Origin of the sequence: Parahoeflea alexandrii, from assembly GCF_024105735.1 — a bacterium.
GTDB lineage: Bacteria > Pseudomonadota > Alphaproteobacteria > Rhizobiales > Rhizobiaceae > Hoeflea > Hoeflea alexandrii.
The window spans coordinates 1,613,700-1,636,179 of sequence record NZ_JAAAML010000001.1; the positions used below are offsets into that span (position 1 = coordinate 1,613,700).

Consider the following 22,480-nt stretch of genomic DNA (forward strand, 5'->3'; position numbering starts at 1 on the left):
TCCAGATGAAAACCATACATAGACCACAAATCCTGCCGCTGCCTGCATGCGTCAATCCTGATGCCGGGCGCCGCAGCCAATGACCAGACAAGGATAGTTGATGTCAAAAGACCAGGATCTCGTGTTCGTACCGCTTGGCGGCGTTGGCGAAATCGGCATGAATCTCGCGCTTTACGGCTATGGTTCACCAAAACAGCGCGAATGGATCATGGTTGACTGCGGCGTGACGTTTCCGGGACCGGAGCTTCCGGGTGTCGATCTGGTGCTGCCCGATGTGGATTTCGTCAAGAGCCTGGGCAAGCAGCTCAAGGCGATCATCATCACGCATGCGCATGAAGACCACTATGGCGGACTGGCGCAGATCTGGCCGCGTCTGAATGTTCCTGTCTATGCGTCGGCCTTCACCGCAGGTATGCTTGAGGCCAAGCGGGCCTATGAACGAACCCGCGCGGAGGTGCCGATCACGCTGTTCAAGGCGGGCGAGCGGTTCACCGTCGGCCCCTTCGAGATCGAGCCGGTTGCGGTCAACCACTCGATCCCCGAGCCGTTTTCGCTGGCGATCCGGACGCCGCTGGGCAATCTCATTCACACCGGTGACTGGAAGATCGACCTCACGCCATCGCTTGGACCGCTGACTGACGAGAACAGGTTCCGGCAGTTGGGCGAGGAGGGGATCCTCGCGATGATGTGCGATTCCACTAATGCCATGCGCGACGGCGTGTCGCCGTCCGAGAAGGAAATCAGCCAGGGGCTGCGCGAGGTCATCGAGCAGGCGGAAGGCCGGGTGGCAATCACCACCTTCTCTTCCAATGTTGGCCGTATCCGCTCGATCGCGGAAGCGGCACGCGATGCCGGCCGCGAAGTCCTGCTGCTCGGAAGCTCGATCAAGCGGGTGGTCAATGTCGCCACCGAACTCGGCATGATGGAGGGAATTCCCGAATTCCTGGCCGAAGACGAGTATGGCTATATTCCCCGCGACAAGGTGGTGGTGATCCTGACCGGCAGCCAGGGCGAGCCGCGGGCAGCACTTGCCAAGCTCTCACGCGACGAAATGCGCAATGTTGCCCTGGCTTCCGGCGACACTGTTGTGTTCTCCTCGCGCACCATCCCGGGCAATGAGAAAGGGATCCTCGAGATCAAGAATGGCCTGATCGACCAGGGCATCAAGATTATCACCGATTCCGATGCGCTGGTGCACGTCTCGGGCCATCCACGGCGCTCGGAACTGGTGCAGATGTATGAATGGGTCAAGCCCAGGATCCTGGTGCCGGTTCACGGCGAGGCGGCGCATCTGACCGCCCAGGCCGAATTGGCCCGGGCATCGGGAATCGAGATTACCCCGCGGGTGCGCAACGGCTCGATCCTGCGTCTGGCGCCGGGCAATCCGGAAGTCATCGGTGAAGCCCATCATGGCCGCATCTACAAGGATGGCCAGCTGATCGGTGATTATGACGAGATGGGCATTTCGGAGCGCCGAAAGCTCTCGTTTGCCGGCCACGTGTCGGTCAATGTCGTCCTCGATCACCGCTTCGAGTTTCAGCGTGACCCGGTGGTCTCGGCCATCGGTCTGCCGGCCTTCGATGCCGAGGGGGACGACATGGAGGACATCCTCTATGATTCCGTCCTGGGCGCGGTCGAAAGCATTCCGCGCGGACGGCGCAAGGACACCGATGGGGTACGCGAGGCAATTCGCCGCTCTGTTCGCGCCGCCGCAAACGAGGTATGGGGCAAGAAACCCGTCGTGACGGTGTTCGTCACCAAGGTGTAAGAGGACAAAGATGCTTGGACGCCTGAACCATGTTGCGATTGCGGTGCCGGACCTTGCGGCAGCGGCCGCCCAGTACCGGACCATGCTCGGGGCCGAAGTGACCGAACCGCAGGCATTGCCCGAACATGGCGTCACGGTGGTGTTCATCGAGCTGCCCAACACCAAGATCGAGCTTCTGGAGCCGCTGGGTGAAGGATCTCCGATCGCGGCGTTTCTGGAAAAGAACCCTTCGGGCGGCATGCATCATGTCTGTTACGAGGTGGAAGACATCCTGGCGGCGCGTGACCGGCTCAGAAACGAAGGCGCACGGGTTCTGGGCAGCGGTGAGCCGAAGACCGGCGCCCACAACAAGCCGGTGCTGTTTCTTCACCCGAAGGATTTCAACGGCACCCTGATCGAACTCGAGCAGGTCTGAGGAGCGTTTCTGATGGGATTTGGAACAGCGTTTGCAATCTACTTCATCATCTGGTGGGTGGTGCTGTTCACCGTTCTGCCGTTTTCCGCACGCAGCCAGGCGGATGAAGGTGAGATCACGCTTGGCACCGCCCACAGCGCGCCTGCCAATTTCCGGTTCGCACCGATCTTCTGGCGCACAACGCTGATCTCGGCACTGGTCTTCGGCACCTATTTTGTTGTCACCGTGATCGGCGGTTATTCGCTCGACGATCTTATCGCGCTGTCGCCGGATTTCAGGCCTGCCGGCAACTGACCCGCGGTCTCTGTTTCGGCGGCGCTTTCGCCGGTTCGTTTGCCCGACTCCCAATGGAACTTTGCCTCCCTCGTGCCGTTGACGAGTGAATGCAACAGTTTCAAGGAGATGTTCATGTCGAAGACCCTCAACAAGACGTCGCGGCTCAACGAAAACGATCTTGCCCAGGACAAGATGGGTGACAACTCCCTGCAAGGCGATGACCAGGCCAATGTGCGCAATCAGCGCCACGCTGTCCCGGACGCCAAGCAGGAGCCAGACAAGAGCGTGGTCGACAGCCTCGAGAAGATGGACAAGGACGTCCGCGCCAAGAGAGAACTCGGCAAGGGCGCCCGTAAACCCGATTGACAAACCGGCAGAGCCTGCAGCGGTTCCGGTACTTGTAGTGCCGGGGCCGTACTGTTGTTGTGCCGCCGCGTGTATCTGAACGGTGATCAAGCCAAAAAAAAACAAGGCATGAAGCCTTGTTGTTCAGGTGTCGCGTGATCTGTTTCCCGGTTGCCCGGGGGCTGCGAACAAAGCGCGCCTGAGATCCTATCCTCCCAAGACTTTGACCGCGAATTGGGCAGTTCCCAGTGGGATATGCCTCTTTAGTGAGCTTTATTTAGCTCAACAAAGACGGCTTGTCACGCGTTTTGTGACAGTGACGTGGCGGTGGTGAAATATATCCTCGAGCTATACCGAATCGTGCCCGTACAGCCTTGCTGTACGGGTTTTCATTGCTTGACGAAGCGGCTATGTACGCATGAGTCACCATGCTCGTCATGACAACCCTCATTTTGCCCGATTCAGCCCTCAAGGCTTGAAGCCAAACCGGATCATCCCATGCGCCTGTCAAAATACTTCCTGCCGATTCTGAAGGAAAATCCCAAGGATGCGGAAATCGTCTCGCACCGCCTCATGGCGCGTGCCGGCATGATCAAGCAGCAGTCGGCGGGGGTCTATTCCTGGCTGCCGCTGGGCAAGCGGGTTCTCGACAAGGTCTGCAACATTGTCCGGGAAGAACAGAACCGGGCCGGCGCCATCGAGATCCTGATGCCGACGGTTCAGCCGGCCGATCTCTGGCGGGAAAGCGGCCGCTATGACGATTACGGCCAGGAAATGCTGCGCATCAACGACCGCAACGACCGTGAGATGCTCTACGGGCCGACCAATGAGGAAATGGTCACCGACATCTTCCGGTCCTACGTCAAGTCCTACAAGAACCTGCCGCTCAACCTCTATCATATCCAGTGGAAGTTCCGCGACGAGCGCCGGCCCCGCTTCGGGGTGATGCGCGGGCGCGAGTTCCTGATGAAGGACGCCTATTCGTTCGATCTCGACTACGAGGCGTCGAAGGCCGCCTACAACCGGATGTTCGTCTCCTACCTCAGGACCTTCGAGCGCTGCGGGCTCAAATCTATCCCGATGCGTGCCGACACCGGGCCGATCGGCGGCAGCCTCAGCCATGAATTCATCGTTCTGGCCGAAACCGGCGAAAGCCAGGTGTTCTGCCACCGCGATTTCGAGGCTTTTGCCGTGCCCGGCGCGGACATGAACTATGATGACGACGCGGCGGTGGCGTCAATCGTTGACAAGTGGACGACGCCGTTTGCCGCCACCGACGAGATCATGGAGAAGGAAGACTGGGCGCGCCAGGCCTGGGACGGCTTGAGCGAGGATTCCCGTGTTTCCGCCCGCGGCATCGAGGTCGGCCACATCTTCCATTTCGGCACCAAGTATTCCGAACCGATGAACGCCTATGTGCAGGGGCCCGACGGCAAGCAGCACTTCGTTTCCATGGGCTCCTACGGCATCGGGCCGTCGCGGTTGCTCGGCGCCATCATCGAGGCCTCGCATGACGACAACGGCATCATCTGGCCCAAGGGCGTGGCGCCGTTCGACATCGGCCTGATCAACATGAAGCCCGGGGATGCTGCCTGCGACGCGGCCTGCGAGAAGCTCGAGAGCGCGCTCGAGAATGCCGGGCTCGAGGTGCTTTACGACGATACCGACGAACGCGCCGGCGCCAAGTTCGCGACCGCCGACCTGATCGGCCTGCCGATCCAGGTGATCGCGGGCCCGCGGGCTGTCGCCGATGGCAATGTCGAAATCAAGATTCGGGCAACCGGCGAGCGCGAAACGCTTTCGATCGAGGCTGCCATCAACCGCCTCGCGCAAGCCCGCTAGGTCAAGCATGGGGCAAAGGAAACGCCTATGACCGAACCAGACGCCGCAATTGCTCCCGCCGCCGCCAGGCCGTTCTCGACCTTCGAGCGCATGGTCGCCTGGCGCTACCTGCGCTCACGGCGGAAGGAAGCGTTCATTTCGGTGATTGCCGGGTTTTCCTTCGTTGGCATCATGCTCGGCGTTGCCACTCTGATCATCGTGATGGCGGTGATGAACGGGTTTCGCGGCGAACTGATCACCCGAATCCTGGGCATCAACGGGCATATGGTGGTTCAGCCGATCGACCGGCCGCTCGACGATTACGCGGCGCTGGCAACCCGCTTCAAGGCGGTCGACGGGGTGCTGAACGCCATCCCGCTGGTCGAGGGCCAGACGCTCGCCTCGGGCGTTGGCGGGGCAGGGACAGGCGCTCTGGTGCGCGGCATCCGCGCCGAGGACCTGCAATCGATGAAGATCGTGTCCGACAATATCCGCAGCGGTGACCTGGTTGGCTTTACTGCCGGGGAGGGCGTGCTTGTGGGCTCGCGCATGGCGCAGTCGCTGGGGCTCGGCGCCGGCGACATGATCACGCTGGTGGCGCCGGAAGGCGACGTGACGCCGTTTGGCGTCAATCCGCGGGTCAAGGCCTATCCGATCTCCGGCATCTTCGAGGTCGGCATGTCGGAGTATGACGCCTCGATCATCTACATGCCGCTCGAGGAGGCGCAGCTCTATTTCAATGCCGAAGGCATGGTTCAGTCGATCGAGCTGTTCGTCGACAAGCCCGACGATATCGACAGCTTGCGGCCGCTGGTCGAGGCGGCGGCGGAACGGCAGGTGTTCATCACCGACTGGCGGCAGCGCAACCAGACCTTCTTCTCGGCGTTGCAGGTCGAGCGCAACGTCATGTTCATGATCCTGACGCTGATCATCCTGGTGGCCGCGCTCAACATCGTGTCGGGGCTGATCATGCTGGTCAAGGACAAGGGGCGCGACATCGCGATTCTGAGGACCATGGGCGCGACATCGGGATCGGTGATGCGGATCTTCTTCATGACCGGGGCCGCGATCGGCGTGACCGGCACCATCGCCGGATTTCTTCTGGGCGTCGTGGTCTGTCTCAACGTCGAAAGCATAAGGCAGTTCTTCTCCTGGCTGTCGGGCACCACGCTGTTCAACCCGGAACTCTATTTCCTCAGCCAGTTGCCCGCCGACATGGATTCGGGCGAAACCATCATCGTGCTGGTGGTGGCGCTGGTTCTGTCCTTCATCGCGACCCTGATCCCGTCCTGGCGGGCGTCGAGGCTCGATCCGGTTCAGGCGCTGCGTTATGAGTGATCGCATGGGCACAGGCTCGCACCCGGTTCTCCAGCTGTCCGGGGTGGGGCGCCACTTCCTGCAGGGCGAGAACCAGATCTCGATCCTCGATGGCGCGGACTTCACGCTTCACGCCGGCGAAACGGTTGCGCTGGTGGCACCCTCAGGCACCGGCAAATCGACGCTGCTGCACCTGGCCGGCCTGCTCGAGCATCCCGACGAGGGCGACGTGCTGGTCAATGGCGTATCCTGTGCAGGGCTGCCGGACGACCGCCGGACGGCGATCCGCCGCTCGGAGATCGGCTTCGTCTACCAGTTTCATCATCTGCTGCCGGAATTTTCGGCGCTTGAAAACATCATGATGCCGCAGCTGATTTCCGGCTTGCCCAAAGCCGACGCCAGGGAACGTGCCGAGCAATTGCTCGACTACATGCGCATCGGCCACCGTGCTGACCACCGGCCGGCCGAACTGTCAGGCGGCGAGCAGCAGCGCGTGGCGATCGCCCGCGCGGTGGCCAACGCGCCGCTGGTGTTGCTTGCGGACGAACCCACCGGCAATCTCGACCCGGAAACCGCCGGCTACGTGTTCGAGGCGCTCGATGCGCTGGTGCGCCAGTCGGGCCTCTCCGCCGTCATCGCCACCCACAACCACGACCTCGCCAGCCTGATGAACCGCCGGGTGACGCTGCATGACGGCAAGGTGGTGGAGGTTTAGGGGGGGCGGCTGGTGGTGCTGTCTGGCTCTTAGCCGGCGCTCGCGATGGCCGCAGCGAATGCCCTAAAGGTATGCTCTTTGACGGATGCGCCGTTCGTCATGAATGGCTGCAATGCGCTGGAAGTGAGCTTGCAGTAGTTCGGTTCTTTTTCCCAAAGCCGCGGTGTTTTTCGATTAGAAGCGAATCATTGTGAGCCAAAGGGATTTCGTAGATGACTTAGAACCTGACCTAGAGAGTGGTTTTGTTGTCTTCGACTGCGGTGGTCTGTGAGGAGGTTCGCTCGCTTGAGCTTGATTTCAATGGCCTGCTTCGAAGTTCCAAATTGGTCCGACAACTCAGCTAACATTCGATTGTAGGGAAGGTAGTTACAAGGCTGGTCGTCAACGAAAATATATCCAAAGGCTCTGCCATAAGTCTCGAACTTATTCCTTAGTGCGGCTACTGCTTCTAGAAATTGCGCCTCAGGCAGTAGCAACATTGAAGCGAATAGATTGGCCTGATACTCAAGTCGCTCATAATTGAAGGCTTCGTCTTTCTTCACCTCCTCATAAATGTCTTGCTCTACAATGTACTCCGACCGAAGGTACTTATCGTGCCGTAGGACAAAGTGACCAATTTCATGGGCAACTGTGAACCTCTCTCGGTGTCGGTTGCCATGTTGATTGATTTCTATCGACCTATTGCCGAAATTAGCAGACCCTAGGATTGTATCGCCATCTGCGTCCTGAAGCGTTCGTTCCGAATACGCTAATTTCAGATTCAACACTCTGCAGATTTGCTCGACATCAACTTCGCCGCAGCTATAACTAATAAGAGACAATGCGTTTTGGGCGGCATCTTGGATTTTTATATCTGGCAAGAATGCTACGTAACTAGCCGTTTGATCAGTATTGTCAGCTTGTTCGTCAGTCGAACTTGATTCAAAACTGCGCAGCATCTGATCAAGCGAACCGAAATAGCGACCATTGATGCAAGCGGCAAACTTGAGCGTCTTTGGCTTCCGGTTGCCGGTAAAAATTTGGTTTTGAATGAATCGGTTCTCTGGCCACGCTCCAACTGCCCGATCGACAACCACGTCGATTCCATTTTCGTCGAACTTTACAATTCCGATACCTCTATTTTTCGTAAAACTCTCAGCGCCAGACTGCAATCTGGATGAGATGACCACGAGGGGCTTGGCAGCTTGCCCAAATACGCTTCTGACTTGGTCAGAGAAAACTCTGAGATTTCTATCCTCGACTGATCTTTGGTGGTTCTTGCATTCAAATACCACATACACATGAGGGTCGGCGCCTCCTTGTCGGCGGACTTCCACTACAACGTCAAAATTGACATCCGCTTCACGGTCTCTGCAGTAGTAGTTAGGTTTCTTGCGAACTGTGCAGCAGTTAGCCGGATAGATATCAAAAACCAGTTCATTGCGTTTGAATTGATCAAGCAGGTAGTCATAAAGCTTGTCTTCTAGCCTATTTCCCTTCTCGGTGGTGTTCATGGCTTGCCCTTCGGCTTTTGCAACTAGTGAAGGATAGGCATCCATTTCGCCCGTGCAAGCAACAAAGCGTAACAGGTACCTTCGGTGAATGTCGCCGTGTCCCAGTCGCGACCTTCTTTTTTTATCCGTATGGAGCAACTAGCCTGCACCCGAAGCGCTTGATGACCGTATCCTCTTTGGGCTCGGATCGGTCTTTGCCATCGACCGCGCGGATATCTCAAAGGCCTGTTGTGCTGATCTTGATGTGTACTACAGCGAAAGCCTGTTCCTCGCCGATTCCAGGCTTAAGGCGTCGTCAGGCGTACGTAGGATAAGCGTCGAGCTCACATCCATTCGTCAACGATAATCAAGTCCCGACCCATCACCACATTCCCCTACCTAATCCGCACACAAAAAAGCACGGCGGGTTTCCCCGCCGTGCCTCTCGCATTCATCCTCGTTGAAACACTCAGCGCAGCCGCTTGGCCGCCGTCTCCGGCACCAGTTCGCCCGCAAGACGGCGATCCAGGTAGTCTTCGCATTCTTCCATCAGTTCGTCGACCTTGCCGGTGAAGAAGTGGTTGGCGCCTTGCATGGTCTTCTGGGTGATGAGGATGCCCTTCTGCAGCTTGAGCTTCTCGACCAGGCCGTTGACGTCCTTTTCGGGCGCCACCTTGTCGGCGTCGCCATGGATGATCAGGCCCGAGGACGGGCAGGGGGCGAGGAACGAGAAGTCATAGGTGTTGGGCTGCGGCGCGATCGAGAAGAAGCCCTCGATCTCGGGGCGGCGCATCAGAAGCTGCATGCCGATCCAGGCGCCGAAGGAATAGCCTGCCACCCAGCAGCTCTTTGAATCCGGATGCAGGCTCTGCACCCAGTCGAGTGCTGCGGCGGCATCGGAAAGTTCGCCGGCGCCGTGGTCGAAATCGCCCTGGCTGCGGCCGATCGAGCGGAAATTGAATCTGAGCGTCGTAAACCCGCGCTGCTGGAACATGTAGAACAGCTGGTAGACGATCTGGTTGTTCATGGTGCCGCCGAACTGCGGGTGCGGATGCAGCACGATGGCGATCGGCGCGTTCTTTTCCTTGCCCGGCTGATAGCGGCCTTCGAGACGACCGGCGGGTCCGTTGAAAATGACTTCAGGCATTGATACTCCATGCGTGGGCTTGGTTCGCGCGGCCTGCCGTCCGAGGTTGCGATGCCGGCGGGCGGGTGGATATCGCTTCCGCGCCCTTGACTGGGGCAGGGCGGCTCCCTAGAACCTAGTTTAGAATCGTTCGAAACTGCAGCGGTGTCGCTGAAAGTCTGTGTGTCTTACGGCATCGGACACTGAAAATTCAAGAAAAATGCGCCTGCCATGGTGGCCGGCGTTGAAGACAGGCAACGGGAATGATGGCCAGGGAGCGTCTTTACTTCGATTACAACGCGACGGCTCCGCTTCTTGACGAGGCGCGGTCGGCGATGGTCGATGCGATGGACCTGCCCGGAAACCCGTCCTCGGTGCATGCCGAGGGCCGAAAGGCCCGGGCGGTGGTCAGCAATGCCCGCCAGGCCGTGGCAAGGCTTTGCGGTGTTCCTGCCGCACAGGTTGTTTTCTGCTCTGGCGCGACGGAAGCCGCCAACCATGTTCTGACACCGGATTTCCGGATGGGCCGTTCTCCGGTGCGGGTGTCGCGGCTGTTCGTTTCGGCTGTCGAGCATCCTGCCATTCTCGCCGGCGGCCGGTTCGCAGCAGATGAGATCACGGTGCTTCCGGTCGACCGTGACGGGCGGCTCGATCTCGAAGCGCTGGAAGAAGCTCTCGCCGCACATGACCAGACAAGCGGGCAGGCGATGCTCGGGCTGCAGCTTGCCAACAACGAGACCGGTGTGATCCAGCCTGTCCGGCAAGCCGCCGATATCGTCAAGGCGCATCACGGGCTGATGGTTGTCGACGCGGTGCAGGGCGCAGGCCGTCTGCCGCTGTCGCTTGAAGTGCTCGGGGCCGACTTCCTGATCCTGTCGGGTCACAAGATCGGCGGGCCGAAGGGGATCGGGGCGCTTGTCAGTGCCGGCGAAATCCTGATGCCAGCGCCGCTCCTGCGCGGCGGCGGTCAGGAAAAGGGCCATCGCGGCGGAACCGAGAACCTAGTCAGCATCGCGGGCTTCGGTGCCGCGGCCGATGCCGCGCTCGAGGGGCTGGGCGAGATCGGCCGGATCGCGGCCTTGCGCGACGGGCTCGAGGCCGGTTTGCGCGACCAGGCGCCCGACGTGATCCTGCATGGCGCGGCGGTGGACCGTCTTGCCAACACCAGTTTCTTTTCGCTTCCCGGCCTGAAGGCGGAGACGGCGCAGATCGCGTTTGACATGGAAGGTGTCGCGGTGTCCGCAGGCGCTGCCTGTTCGTCGGGAAAGATCGGCTTGAGCCACGTGCTGAGCGCGATGGGTGCCGATGCCGATCTCGGCGCGATACGCGTCAGCCTGGGCAGCGCGCACACGGAAAATGACATTGAGCGGTTCCTTGAAGCGTTCAAAGCGATTAACACACGTCGGCTTGCCCGAATGGGAGCCGCCGTGGCCGCGTGATGCGGCACGATAGAATTCGTTTCGCGAGCCAGAATATTTCGCGAATGACATAGCGTGGACAGCCGTCCCGCCCTACATAGTGGTGAGCCGTGAATGGCACATCACACGACGTTAACAAGCTGCCGGCCTTGACCCGGCGAGATTGGAGAGCGCCATGCCTGCTGTGCAGGAGACCATCGATCAGGTCCGTCAGATCGACGTTGACCAGTACAAATACGGTTTCGAGACCGTCATCGAGAGCGATACCGCACCGAAGGGTCTCAACGAAGACACCATCCGGATGATCTCGGCCAAGAAGAACGAGCCGGAATGGATGCTCGAGTGGCGGCTGGATGCGTTCAAGCGCTGGCTGACGCTGGACGAGCCGACCTGGGCGCGTGTCGACTATCCGAAGATCGATTTCCAGGACATTCACTATTACTCTGCGCCCAAGGGCATCACCGGGCCGAAGTCGATCGACGATGTCGATCCGGAACTGCTCCGCGTCTACGAGAAGCTCGGCATTCCGCTGCGCGAACAGGAAATCCTGGCCGGCGTGCAGCATTCGAAGATCGCCGTCGACGCGGTGTTCGATTCGGTCTCGGTGGTCACCACCTTCAAGGAAGAGCTGTCCAAGGCCGGCGTGATCTTCATGTCGATCTCCGAAGCCATGCGCGAGCATCCCGAACTGGTGAAGAAGTATCTCGGCACCGTGGTGCCGGTGACCGACAACTACTACGCCACGCTCAACGCGGCGGTGTTCACCGACGGATCCTTCGTTTACGTGCCCAAGGGCGTTCGCTGCCCGATGGAGCTGTCGACCTATTTCCGCATCAACGAGAAGAACACCGGCCAGTTCGAGCGCACGCTGATCATCGCCGAAGAAGGGGCCTATGTGTCCTATCTCGAGGGCTGCACCGCGCCGCAGCGCGACGAGAACCAGCTGCATGCGGCCGTGGTCGAGCTGATTGCCATGGACGACGCCGAGATCAAGTACTCGACGGTGCAGAACTGGTACCCCGGCGACAAGGACGGCAAGGGCGGGATCTACAATTTCGTCACCAAGCGCGGCGATTGCCGCGGCGACCGATCGAAGATCTCCTGGACCCAGGTCGAGACCGGATCGGCGATCACCTGGAAATATCCGTCCTGCATCCTGCGCGGCGACGACAGCCGTGGCGAGTTCTACTCGATCGCGGTGTCGAACGGCTACCAGCAGATCGACAGTGGCACCAAGATGATTCATCTCGGCAAGAACACCTCGAGCCGGATCATCTCCAAGGGCATCTCCGCCGGCCATTCGTCCAACACCTATCGCGGCCAGGTTTCGGCCCACCGCAAGGCAACGAATGCCCGCAACTTCACCCAGTGCGACTCGCTGCTGATCGGCAATGACTGCGGCGCGCATACGGTGCCCTATATCGAAGCCAAGAACTCGACCGCCCAGTTCGAGCACGAAGCCACGACCTCGAAGATCTCGGAAGACCAGCTGTTCTACTGCCTGGCTCGCGGCATTCCCGAGGAAGAAGCCATCGCGCTGATCGTCAACGGCTTCGTCAAGGACGTCATCCAGGAACTGCCGATGGAGTTTGCCGTTGAAGCGCAGAAGCTGATCGGCATCTCGCTCGAAGGCAGCGTGGGGTGATGGCCATTGGCTGATCCGCGGGTGCCAGCCGGCAAGGTCAGGCACCCGGCGGCAGCTTCGCAGTTTGTATCGCCGCTGAAACAAGTGGCTTGAAATTATCTAGGTATCGGAATCAGACATGCTGGAAATCAAGAACCTTCACGCCCGTATCGCCGAAGACGGCACGGAAATCATTCGCGGCCTCAACCTGACGGTCAAGGCCGGCGAAGTGGCCGCCATCATGGGGCCGAACGGCTCGGGCAAGTCGACGCTGTCCTACATTCTCGCGGGCCGCGACGATTACGAGGTCACCGAGGGTGACATCCTCTACAATGGCGAGAGCATTCTCGAACTGGACCCGTCCGAGCGCGCCGCCAAGGGCATTTTCCTCGCGTTCCAGTACCCGGTGGAGATCCCGGGTGTGGCCACCATGCAGTTCCTCAAGGTGGCGATGAACGAGCAGCGCAAGGCGCGCGGCGAGGAAGAGCTGAAGACGCCGGACTTCATCAAGCTGGTCAAGGAGGCTGCCGCCAGCCTCGAAATCAATCCGGACATGCTCAAGCGTCCGCTCAATGTCGGGTTCTCGGGCGGCGAGAAGAAGCGCGCCGAGATCCTGCAGATGAAACTGCTGGCGCCGCAGCTTTGCGTTCTTGACGAGACCGATTCCGGCCTCGACATCGACGCGCTGAAGATCGTCTCGGACGGTGTCAACGCGCTTCGTTCGCCCGATCGCGCGGTCATCGTCATCACCCACTACCAGCGCCTGCTCGAGCACATCGTGCCCGACACGGTGCACGTGCTCTACAAGGGCCAGGTGATCAAGTCCGGGACCAAGGACCTGGCGCTCGATCTCGAAGCCAATGGCTATGCCGGGATCATCGAAGCCGCCGCTTGAGGCGACGCGGGACAGACGGGCCGCAAGGCCAGGAGAGACAGGCATGAACATGCAGACAAAGCCGCCCCATACCGCAGCAGAACAGGCGATCGTCGACAGTTTCGCCGAAATGATCGGTCAACTGCCGGGCGATGCGCCGGTGACCGCCGCGCGGGACAAGCTGCTCAGCGACATCAGCACGTCGGGTCTTCCGACACGGAGGATCGAAAGCTGGCACTACACCGATTTGCGCAACCTGATGCGCGATCTGCCGAAGCCGGGCAAGGGATCGGCCACGCTGGCCGAGCCGCTGGTTCGCGGCAGCCTGGTGCTGCCGATGGTCCAGGGCCAGAGCGGGGAGCCGAGCGCGCCCGAAGGCCTGGAACTCGAGCCCTTCATGGACCTGCTGGTCTCGGGAGCGGCCGCGAAAAGCCTGACGGCGCGCGGATCCGATGACCTGATCGGGCAGTTCAACGGCGCCTTTGTTCAGGACGGCTACAGTTTCACGGTCGCTGCCGACACGGTGATCGACGAAATCATCGAGATCCAGTCGGTCCAGTCCGGCGGCCAGGTGCACAGCCGGTACGCGGCCTCATTCGGCGCGAAGGCAGGTGCGACGGTGATCGAGCGGTATCTCGCCGACACGTCCGACGCCGGGCTGTCGACGGCGGTCTCCTCGCTGGAGCTTGCGGATGGCGCAGAGGTGACCTGGATCATCCTGCAGGGCTGCGGCGACGCGGACCAGCATCTGGGCCAGCTCAATGCGCGGCTCGGCGCCGATGCGAAACTGAAGCTCTACGTGATCAATGCCGGCGGCAAGCTGGTGCGCCAGGAGCTGCATGTCGAGGCAGCGGGCGAGGGCGCGCATCTGGACCTGCGCTGCGTCAACCTGCTGGCGGGCGAAAGCCACACCGACGTGACGCTGACGCTGGGCCATAACGTGCCCAACACCACGTCCTCCGAGATCGTCCGCAACGTGGTGCTGAACCGGGCGCGCGGTGTGTTCCAGGGTCAGATCCGGGTGGCTCAGATCGCCCAGAAGACCGACGCGCAGATGGCGTGCAATACGCTGCTTCTGTCCGATGACGGTGAATTTGCCGCCAAGCCGGAACTGGAGATCTTTGCCGACGACGTGGTTTGCGCGCATGGCGCGACGGTGATCGATATCGACCACAATCACCTGTTCTACCTGATGGCGCGCGGTATCAGCGAAAAGTCGGCGCGCGGGCTGCTGGTCAACGGCTTCGTCGATGAACTGATTGACGAACTCGACAATGAGGAGCTTGTTGAGGCGTTGGAAACCTTGATTGAACAATGGCTTAACGATCATGGCTGAGATTCTGAATCAGACCTACGATGTTGAAGCGGTGCGCCGGGATTTCCCGATCCTGTCACGCAAGGTTCATGACAAGCCGCTGGTCTATCTCGACAATGGCGCCTCGGCACAGAAACCGCAGGCGATGATTGACGCGGTCAGCCATGCCTATGCGAACGAGTACGCCAATGTACATCGCGGGCTGCATTACCTCTCCAATGCGGCCACCGACGCCTATGAGAATGCGCGCGAGATCGTCAAGCGGTTCCTCAACGCGCCATCGGTCGACAATGTGGTGTTCACCAAGTCGACCACCGAGGCGATCAATACCGTTGCCTATGGCTATGGCCAGCCCTTCATCGGCGAGGGCGACGAGATCGTCATCACCATCATGGAGCACCACTCCAACATCGTACCGTGGCATTTCCTGCGCGAACGCCAGGGTGCAAAAATCATCTGGGTCGGCGTCGACGACCAGGGCAATTTCGATCTCGATGATTTCCGCAAGGCGCTGACCGACCGCACCAAGCTGGTGGCGATCGCCCACATGTCGAACGTGCTGGGCACGGTTGTTGACGTCAAGGAAGTCTGCCGCATCGCGCATGAGCGCGGCGTCAAGGTGCTGGTCGACGGCAGTCAGGCGGCGGTGCACATGCCGGTCGATGTCCAGGACATCGATTGCGACTGGTATGTGATGACCGGTCACAAGCTCTATGGTCCGTCGGGGATCGGCGTGCTTTACGGCAAGACAGACGCCCTCAACGCCATGCAACCTTTCATGGGCGGCGGCGAGATGATCGTCGATGTCAGCGAAGACAGCGTCACCTACAATGATCCGCCGCACCGGTTTGAAGCCGGTACGCCGCCGATCGTCCAGGCGATCGGGCTTGGCGCGTCGCTCGACTACATGGAAAAGCTCGGCCGTGACCGGATCGCGGCACATGAAGCCGACCTCACGTCCTATGCGCAGCAACGGCTCTCGGCGGTGAACGCGCTCCGGCTGATCGGCACCGCTCCTGGCAAAGGCGCGATCTTCGCCTTCGAGATCGAGGGCATCCATGCCCATGATGTCTCGATGCTGATCGACCGCTCGGGCGTTGCCGTCAGGGCAGGGACCCATTGCGCCCAGCCGCTGCTCAAGCGGTTCGGCGCAACCTCGACTTGCCGGGCCTCGATGGGGCTGTACAATACCCGCGCGGAGATCGATGTGCTGGTTGAAGCACTCGAAAAGGCCCGGGCGTTTTTCTCCTAGACCTGGTCTCAATCAGACAAGGTCAAGGTTTCTTGTTTTCGTTTGTCTTTTCGGGAATACCGGTTTCCACTTTCCCGGACAAACTCTTGAAGGAGCAAAGCCAATGAGCGACGCATCCGAAACGGACACTTCAACCGCCGACCCAAACGTGGCGGACTCGGCGATCCCGCGCGAGGAACTGGCGCGGCTGAGCGACGATATCATCTCGGCACTGAAGACCGTCTACGACCCGGAAATTCCGGCCGACATCTATGAGCTCGGTCTGATCTACAAGATCGACATCGAGGACGACCGGATGGTCAAGATCCAGATGACGCTGACTGCACCTGGCTGTCCGGTGGCCGGCGAAATGCCGGGCTGGGTCGAGAACGCCGTCAACACGGTCGAGGGCATCTCGGGCGTTGACGTGTCGATGACATTTGATCCGCCCTGGACACCGGATCGGATGAGCGAAGAGGCGCAAGTTGCGGTCGGCTGGTACTGAGAGAAAACTCGGACCGCGATCTTGGTCGCTTGTTAAGTTGACTGATCCACACTACATTCATGGAACGAAGCTGCGGGCCTTGAACCCGTGTAGCCGAAGGAGACCGTGATGGGTTTTGCCGTAATGACCTTGACCCCGGCCGCTGCCGAGCGGGTCAAGACGATCGTGAAGACATCCGACAATGCCGCGGGGATCCGCGTGAGCATCAAGAAGGGCGGATGTGCCGGGATGGAATACGCCATCGACATGGCGACCGTAGTGAATGAGAAGGACGACCGTATCGAGCGCGACGGCGCCACCGTGTTCGTGGCGCCCGAAGCGGTGCTCTACCTACTCGGCACCGAGATGGATTACGAAGTCACCAAGCTGCGCTCGGGCTTCGTGTTCAACAACCCGAACCAGACCTCGGCCTGCGGCTGCGGGGAATCGGTGGAACTCAAGCCCGCCGATCTAGCCAGGCTGGCGGAAGCCGGCAATCCGGTGGTGCGCACCGATTGATTTGAGAGATCGATTCAAGTGCTTTTGACACTGAGTCCTGAAATTCCCGCAAGTCGCTGACTTCGCGGGTTTTTTTGTGTTTGCTTCAAGCGATTTTTCTGTTGCGTGCGCGATGCGCTATGCGAACGTGATACGCAGGCCGTCGAGCGGAAGGCCACTGACTGTTGATGACCATGTCTGGCCCGGCTTGACCGGGAACGCCCGGGTCACCGTACCGGTGGTGACGATTTCACCGGCGCGTATCGGGTCGGCGTCGGGATCATCTGCAATCACCTCGATGGCATGGCGGAGCGCCGACAACGGGCTGCCAAGAACATCTGAACCGAGGCCGGTGTCGACCGGTTCGCCATCGCGCGCGAGTTCGATCTGAAAGCTTTGCAAAGCCGACCGCAGCAGAGCAGCATCTTCATCCGCCACTTGCCGGCGCGGTCCGCACAGGTAGGCACCGTGCAGGCCGAAGGCGGCCACCGTGTCGGCCGCTTCGAATTTCCAGTCCTTGTAGAGCGAATCGACGATCTCAAAGCCGTGCGCGTACCAGGCAATAGCGCTGAGCAGTTCGTCGTCGCTTGCTCCGGCCCGGGGGGCGCGCGTGAACGCGAAGGCGATTTCGGGTTCAATCCGCGGCTCGCAGAAAGGAGCGAGTGAAAACGGGGTCTCCGCCGACGAGACGTCGTGGAAGGTGGTGTCGTACATGTAACCCCAGATCGGGGCGTGGACGTTGTATTCATCCCAGATGGTGCGGTTGGTGAAGCCGAGCTTCCGCCCGACGACACGCTCCCCATCATCCGTGCGCAGATCCCTGATCCGCCGGCTGATCCGGTAGGCTGCGTCCATCGGGAGTTCTCCCGGCCCGGTACAGGCGATCTGCCGCCTGTCGCGGCGGGCCTTGAGGATGTCCTGCGCCCGGTTTTCGTTCTCGAATTGCGTCATCGGTTCAGCTCCGCATTTTCTCGCCCATCGGATCAAACGGCGCTTCGAGCGCGATGCGGGCCGGGCGGCGGATACCCATGATCTCGATTTCGAACATGCCCGCATCGCCGTTGGTCGCCAACGCCGCCGGGATGTAGCCCTGGGCCATCGAGTTGCCGATGGTGTGGGCATAGCCGCCCGAGGTGATCCAGCCGACGACGCGCCATTGACCATCGCGCAAGGTACCGCCTTCGGGCTTGGCGATTTCGATGCCATCCGCATCAAACCGCGGGGCGCCGTAACCGTGCGGGGCTTCGACGGTGCCGTAGTCGGTGTCGCCGACTTTCGCCCACACCGGCTCGTCGCCCATCACGTCGGCGTCAGCCGCATCAACCAGGAACGAGGTGCGCATCAGCCTTGGGCCGTCCGCATGTTCCTTGGCGGCGGCCTCGCGGCCGATGAAGTCGTTCTTCGAGAGCTTGATGAAGCGCTCCATGCCGGCCTCATAGGGGCCGTAGATCGGTCGCAACTCGCGGAACCAGGTCGGGAAGTTCTTCTCGAGCCGCATCGATAAAAGCGCGCGCATGCCGAAATCGACGATGCCGTATTCCTCGCCCGCCGCCTTGATGCCGCGGTAGACCGCCTGCTGGTAGCAGGGCTCCATCCAAATCTCGTAGCCGAGATCGCCGGTATAGGTGACGCGGCCCACCATGCAGGGCGCGCCGCCGACATCCATCTGGCGGAAATCCATGAAGCGAAAGGCTGAGTTGGAGACATCGTCGTCGGTTAGCTTGGCCAGCACGTCGCGCGCGCGGGGGCCGGCGATCGACAGGCCAACCAGCGTGAGATCGTAGCGGTGAACGCGGATCGAGCCGTCCTTCGGCAGGTGCTTTTCGAACCAGCGCATGTGGTAGCGCTGCGCCGCCGACGATCCCCAGACCATGAAGTCCTCGTCGCCCGCTTTGGCGATGGTGAAATCGCCGATCAGCTTGCCGAACTCGTTGAGCATCGGGGTCAGCACGATGCGGCCCTGCTTGGGCATGGTGTTGGTCATCAGCTGCGACAGCCAGGCCTCGGCGCCCTTGCCGGAGACACGGTACTTGGCGAAGTTGGCAATCTCGGTGACGCCGACGCGCTCGCGCACCGCGCGGACTTCATCGCCAATGTGCTTGAAATCATTCGAGCGGTGGAAGGAGAGTACGTCGTGTGCCTCCTCTGCGCTCGGGGCGAACCAGAGAGGTGTTTCCAGCCCCCAGCTGTCGCCCATCACCGCGTGATTGTCGCGCACCATGACGTCGTAAAGGGCCGTGGTCTGCTGCGGCCGGGCGGCGGGCAGTTCCTCGTTGGGGAAGCGGATCGAGAAGCGGCGCGAATAGTTTTCGCGCACCTTGGCGTTGGTGTAGCGCAGCGTCGACCATTCGCCGAAGCGGGCGACATCCATGCCCCAGATATCGGCGCCGGGATCGCCGTTGACCATCCAGTTCGACAGCGCCAGACCAACGCCGCCGCCCTGGGAGAACCCGGCCATGACGGCGCAGGCGGTCCAGTAGTTGGTAAGTCCCGGCACCGGGCCCACCAGCGGATTGCCGTCCGGCGCGAAGGTGAAGGGGCCGTTGATCACCTGCTTGATGCCGGCGTTTTCCATCGCCGGGAAATGCCTGAAGCCGACTTCCAGCGACGGGGCGATGCGGTCGAGATCGGGCGCCAGCAGCTCATGGCCGAAATCCCACGGCGTGTTGACCGGCGACCAGGGCTTGCAGGCCTTCTCGTAGGTGCCGAGCAGGATCCCCGTGCGCTCCTGCCTTGTGTAGATCTCGCCCTTGAAGTCAATGACGCCAACCAGTTCGCGGCCGGTCTTGGCATTGAACTCCAGAACCTCGGGCATCTCCTCGGTCAGCAGATACATGTGCTCCATGGCCAGAAGCGGCAGTTCGAGGCCGACCATGCGGCCGACTTCGCGCGCCCACAATCCGCCGGCATTGACCACGTGGTCGGCCTTGACCGTACCCTGCTCGGTGATGACGTTCCAGGTGCCGTCGGCCTCCTGGGTCAGTTCGATGACACGATTGCGGAGCACGATTTCCGCGCCGAGTTTCTTCGCCGCCTTGGCGTAGGCGTGGGTGGTGCCGGAGGGATCGAGATGGCCTTCGACCGGATCCCAGAGCGCGCCGACGAAATTGCTTTCGTCCATCAACGGGAACATTGCCTTGGCTTCGGACGGGGTGATCAGTTCGGTCTCCATGCCGAGATAGCGACCCTTGGCGTGCACCAGGCGCAGGAAATCCATGCGCTCGGGGGTGTCGGCCATCATCACGCCGCCGGTCAGGTGCAGGCCGCAGGACTGGCCGGAGAGCTTTTCCAGTTCGTCGTAGAGGCTAACCGTGTAGGCCTGCAGCTTGGCGACGTTGGGGTCGCCATTCAAAGTGTGGAAGCCGCCGGCGGCATGCCATGACGATCCCGAGGTCAGTTCCGAGCGCTCGATCAGCATGACGTCGGTCCATCCGGCCTTTGCCAGGTGATAGAGCACGGAGCATCCAACGACGCCGCCACCGATTACAACTGCCCTGACATGCGATTTCATCGGTTTCTCCCGGCTCGATCCGGCGGCAGATTGCGAAATAGGTCCGGTGCGCACAAGAGGGAAAAGCGACATGAGGCAACAAAGACGTCTACGGTCCGGCGGCCAGCCCGGTTGCATTGAATGACAGGGCGTTTCACAGCACCGCGCCCTGCGCGATCCCGCGTCAATGGCGTGTCGCTTGGCAGACGCGAAATCTTTGGGCGTGGCTTAACCTGAGAGGGCGACAAACCGGTCGTATGTTCTATATAAGGATCCCATGTGGTTAGCTAAGACTTCGACTTCGGGCCATAATGTTCAGTAACCGTTCATTGTGGACTGCTAGATTGGTGACGATGACAAACGTGCAGGACATCAGATCCCGGGCGCGCGGCTCCTCGTGGCTGCGAACCCTTCCGGCTGTCTTGCTCATGTCGGGCGCTGTCAGTCTGGCCGCCGAGCGGGTCGAGGCGTTCGAGTTGTTCGGCTTCAAGTTGTTTGAAAACGACACCGCCGAAGCGGTGGAAGTGGTTGATCCGCTTTCCTATTCGGTAACTCTTGAAGTAACCGGTAATGATCCTGACGGGGACTTGCGCAGCGAGCTGGAAGCCGCGTCGCAGCTCGTACAGGGAGCCGATCGGCCGGTCTCGGGATCGATCGGACTGATCCAGCGTGCCAATGGTGACTTCGAGCAGCTGATCGCCGCGCTTTATGAAAACGCCCGATATGCCGGTGAAGTCCGCATCCTGCTTGACGGAAGGCGGCTTGCCGACCTTCCGCCCGACGCAAGCCTGGGGGGCAGTGGACCCGTTCCGGTTCGTATTCTCGTCGATCCCGGCAAGCAGTTCCGATTCGGCGATGTCTCGGTTCGTGACGCCGACGGACGCGCCTATTCCGCCGGCGAACAGGGGCTGGCGCCTGGTCAGCTTGCCAAGTCCACCGTCATCCTCGACTCCGAACAGGCGCTTGTGCTGGAACTGGAGAGGGATGGGCATCCGTTCGCAAAGGTTTCCGGCCGCGAAGTTGTCGCCGATCACGCCCGGGGTCTGCTCGATGTCTCTCTCGAACTCGAAGCGGGTCCGGTCGCTCCGTTCGGGCAGACCGCTGTGGATGGGGCGGAAAGTGTCGATTCCCAATTCATCGCCCGTATGGCGGGCATCCGCCAGGGCGAGCAGTATGATCCCGAAGAGCTTGCAGCCGCCGAAAAAAGGTTGCGGGCGCTCGAGGTGTTCTCGAGTGTGACCGTGCGCGGCAGTGAAAGCCTTTCGGGCGACGGATCGGTGCCGGTCGAGGTGACGGTTGCCGAGCGCAAGCATCGCTATCTCGGGGTTGGCGCCACATACTCGTCCACAGATGGTGGCGGGCTGGAAGCCTATTGGGGCCACCGGAACCTTTTCGGACGCGCCGAGAAACTGAGGATTGAGGGATCCGTCAGCAGCCTGGGCACAACCGGACAGGCAAAGGACATGACATGGCGCGGTGCCGCGCTGTTCGAGAAGCCTGGGGTGCTCGGTCCCGCCTCGAAGTTCGTCTCCCGCCTTGAAGTCGAGCAGGAAAATCCCGACGCCTACCGGCGCTTCTCCGTCGAGGCAGCGGCAGGGATCACTTACGAATTGACGCCGCAGCAGACTGTCTCGGCCGGCGTCAATGTCGAGTATGCCAGGTTGACTGACAGCTTCAATGTCGACCTCGAAACCATCACAGTGGCGCTGCCGCTCGAATATGTGCGCGATACCCGCGACAGCAAGCTCAACCCGACGTCCGGCACACGGCTGTCGCTGCTGGTCGAGCCGACTTACGAAATCAATGGCGGCGCAACTTTCGTCAAACTGCGGGCCGAAGCCTCGGCTTATCGGGCGCTTGATGCCGACAAGCGATTCGTGCTGGCCGGGCGCGTCGCCGCGGGCACCATTTACGGCGCGAGCCTCGCCTCGGTTCCGGCCAACCGCCGGTTCTATGCGGGCGGCGGAGGCTCTGTGCGCGGCTACGGCTATCAGGACATCGGTCCGGTCAACGCTGCGGGGCAGCCCACGGGCGGCCGTTCCCTGATTGAGACATCGGCCGAAGTGCGCATCGGCGTGACCGACACGATCGGGCTTGTGCCGTTCGTGGATGCGGGGCTGGTCAGCGCCAGCGAGACATTCTCCGGTGCGAAATTCAAGGCGGGAGCGGGGATCGGCGTGCGCTATTCGACACCGTTTGGCCCGCTGCGGGTCGACGTCGCAGTTCCCTTGAACAAGGATGCGACGGATCCCGATTACGGGATTTATGCCGGGATCGGGCAGGCATTCTGA

The 22,480-nt window shown here is 60.9% G+C and carries 19 protein-coding genes; 15 read left to right on the forward strand and 4 right to left on the reverse strand.

The window, feature by feature from the left end; all coding sequences use genetic code 11:
- Window positions 1-100 precede the first annotated feature (100 nt).
- The 7 genes from GTW23_RS07475 (at window position 101) to GTW23_RS07505 (ending at window position 6,657) form a co-directional block, all read left to right on the forward strand.
- Window positions 101-1,768, forward strand: coding sequence for a ribonuclease J (locus GTW23_RS07475; RefSeq protein ID WP_152008512.1), 1,668 nt, complete (start codon window positions 101-103; stop codon window positions 1,766-1,768).
- A 10-nt stretch (window positions 1,769-1,778) separates the two neighbouring features.
- Window positions 1,779-2,183 (forward strand): methylmalonyl-CoA epimerase, encoded by a 405-nt coding sequence (mce, locus tag GTW23_RS07480; RefSeq protein ID WP_152008513.1) that lies wholly within the window; start codon window positions 1,779-1,781, stop codon window positions 2,181-2,183.
- 12 nt (window positions 2,184-2,195) lie between these two features.
- On the forward strand, window positions 2,196-2,477 hold the full coding sequence (locus tag GTW23_RS07485; protein ID WP_152008514.1) for a DUF1467 family protein: 282 nt from the start codon (window positions 2,196-2,198) through the stop codon (window positions 2,475-2,477).
- A gap of 114 nt (window positions 2,478-2,591) precedes the next feature.
- Entirely contained in the window at window positions 2,592-2,825 is a 234-nt protein-coding gene (locus GTW23_RS07490; RefSeq protein ID WP_152008515.1) for a hypothetical protein, read from the forward strand.
- Window positions 2,826-3,302: 477 nt separating this feature from the next.
- A complete protein-coding gene (gene proS / locus GTW23_RS07495; RefSeq protein WP_252915257.1) occupies window positions 3,303-4,646 on the forward strand; it encodes a proline--tRNA ligase in 1,344 nt (447 codons plus the stop codon).
- Between the two features lie 27 nt (window positions 4,647-4,673).
- Window positions 4,674-5,963, forward strand: a complete 1,290-nt coding sequence (locus tag GTW23_RS07500; RefSeq protein ID WP_252915258.1) for a lipoprotein-releasing ABC transporter permease subunit — start codon at window positions 4,674-4,676, stop codon at window positions 5,961-5,963.
- Window positions 5,956-6,657, forward strand: coding sequence for an ABC transporter ATP-binding protein (locus GTW23_RS07505; protein WP_252915259.1), 702 nt, complete (start codon window positions 5,956-5,958; stop codon window positions 6,655-6,657). Before GTW23_RS07500 ends, GTW23_RS07505 begins: the two co-directional genes overlap by 8 nt.
- Before the next feature lie 185 nt (window positions 6,658-6,842).
- Here GTW23_RS07505 and GTW23_RS07510 read toward each other — a convergent pair whose 3' ends face one another.
- Window positions 6,843-8,150 (reverse strand): ImmA/IrrE family metallo-endopeptidase, encoded by a 1,308-nt coding sequence (locus GTW23_RS07510; protein WP_252915260.1) that lies wholly within the window; start codon window positions 8,148-8,150, stop codon window positions 6,843-6,845.
- A 448-nt stretch (window positions 8,151-8,598) separates the two neighbouring features.
- Window positions 8,599-9,276, reverse strand: a complete 678-nt coding sequence (locus GTW23_RS07515; RefSeq protein ID WP_252915261.1) for an alpha/beta hydrolase — start codon at window positions 9,274-9,276, stop codon at window positions 8,599-8,601.
- Window positions 9,277-9,521: 245 nt separating this feature from the next.
- Here GTW23_RS07515 and GTW23_RS07520 point away from each other — a divergent pair, with 245 nt between their 5' ends.
- The 7 genes from GTW23_RS07520 (at window position 9,522) to sufA (ending at window position 16,720) form a co-directional block, all read left to right on the forward strand.
- Window positions 9,522-10,694, forward strand: a complete 1,173-nt coding sequence (locus GTW23_RS07520) for a cysteine desulfurase family protein (protein WP_252915584.1) — start codon at window positions 9,522-9,524, stop codon at window positions 10,692-10,694.
- 154 nt (window positions 10,695-10,848) lie between these two features.
- Window positions 10,849-12,318 carry a Fe-S cluster assembly protein SufB gene (gene sufB, locus GTW23_RS07525; protein WP_252915262.1) on the forward strand — a complete coding sequence of 490 codons (1,470 nt, stop codon included), beginning with the start codon at window positions 10,849-10,851 and terminating at the stop codon, window positions 12,316-12,318.
- Window positions 12,319-12,436: 118 nt separating this feature from the next.
- Window positions 12,437-13,192, forward strand: coding sequence for a Fe-S cluster assembly ATPase SufC (gene sufC, locus GTW23_RS07530; protein WP_152008522.1), 756 nt, complete (start codon window positions 12,437-12,439; stop codon window positions 13,190-13,192).
- A 43-nt stretch (window positions 13,193-13,235) separates the two neighbouring features.
- A complete protein-coding gene (gene sufD / locus GTW23_RS07535) occupies window positions 13,236-14,507 on the forward strand; it encodes a Fe-S cluster assembly protein SufD (protein WP_252915263.1) in 1,272 nt (423 codons plus the stop codon).
- A complete protein-coding gene (locus tag GTW23_RS07540; protein ID WP_152008524.1) occupies window positions 14,500-15,738 on the forward strand; it encodes a cysteine desulfurase in 1,239 nt (412 codons plus the stop codon). Before sufD ends, GTW23_RS07540 begins: the two co-directional genes overlap by 8 nt.
- Window positions 15,739-15,841: 103 nt before the next feature.
- Window positions 15,842-16,222, forward strand: coding sequence for an SUF system Fe-S cluster assembly protein (locus GTW23_RS07545; protein ID WP_152008525.1), 381 nt, complete (start codon window positions 15,842-15,844; stop codon window positions 16,220-16,222).
- Window positions 16,223-16,330: 108 nt separating this feature from the next.
- Window positions 16,331-16,720, forward strand: a complete 390-nt coding sequence (sufA, locus tag GTW23_RS07550) for a Fe-S cluster assembly scaffold SufA (protein ID WP_152008526.1) — start codon at window positions 16,331-16,333, stop codon at window positions 16,718-16,720.
- Window positions 16,721-16,837: 117 nt separating this feature from the next.
- Here sufA and GTW23_RS07555 read toward each other — a convergent pair whose 3' ends face one another.
- A complete protein-coding gene (locus GTW23_RS07555) occupies window positions 16,838-17,650 on the reverse strand; it encodes a 2-keto-4-pentenoate hydratase (RefSeq protein ID WP_252915264.1) in 813 nt (270 codons plus the stop codon).
- Window positions 17,651-17,654: 4 nt separating this feature from the next.
- Window positions 17,655-20,210, reverse strand: a complete 2,556-nt coding sequence (locus GTW23_RS07560; protein WP_252915265.1) for a GcvT family protein — start codon at window positions 20,208-20,210, stop codon at window positions 17,655-17,657.
- A 332-nt stretch (window positions 20,211-20,542) separates the two neighbouring features.
- Here GTW23_RS07560 and GTW23_RS07565 point away from each other — a divergent pair, with 332 nt between their 5' ends.
- The gene (locus GTW23_RS07565) at window positions 20,543-22,480 is read left to right on the forward strand and encodes an autotransporter assembly complex protein TamA (protein ID WP_252915266.1); all 1,938 of its coding nucleotides are present in this window, start codon (window positions 20,543-20,545) and stop codon (window positions 22,478-22,480) included.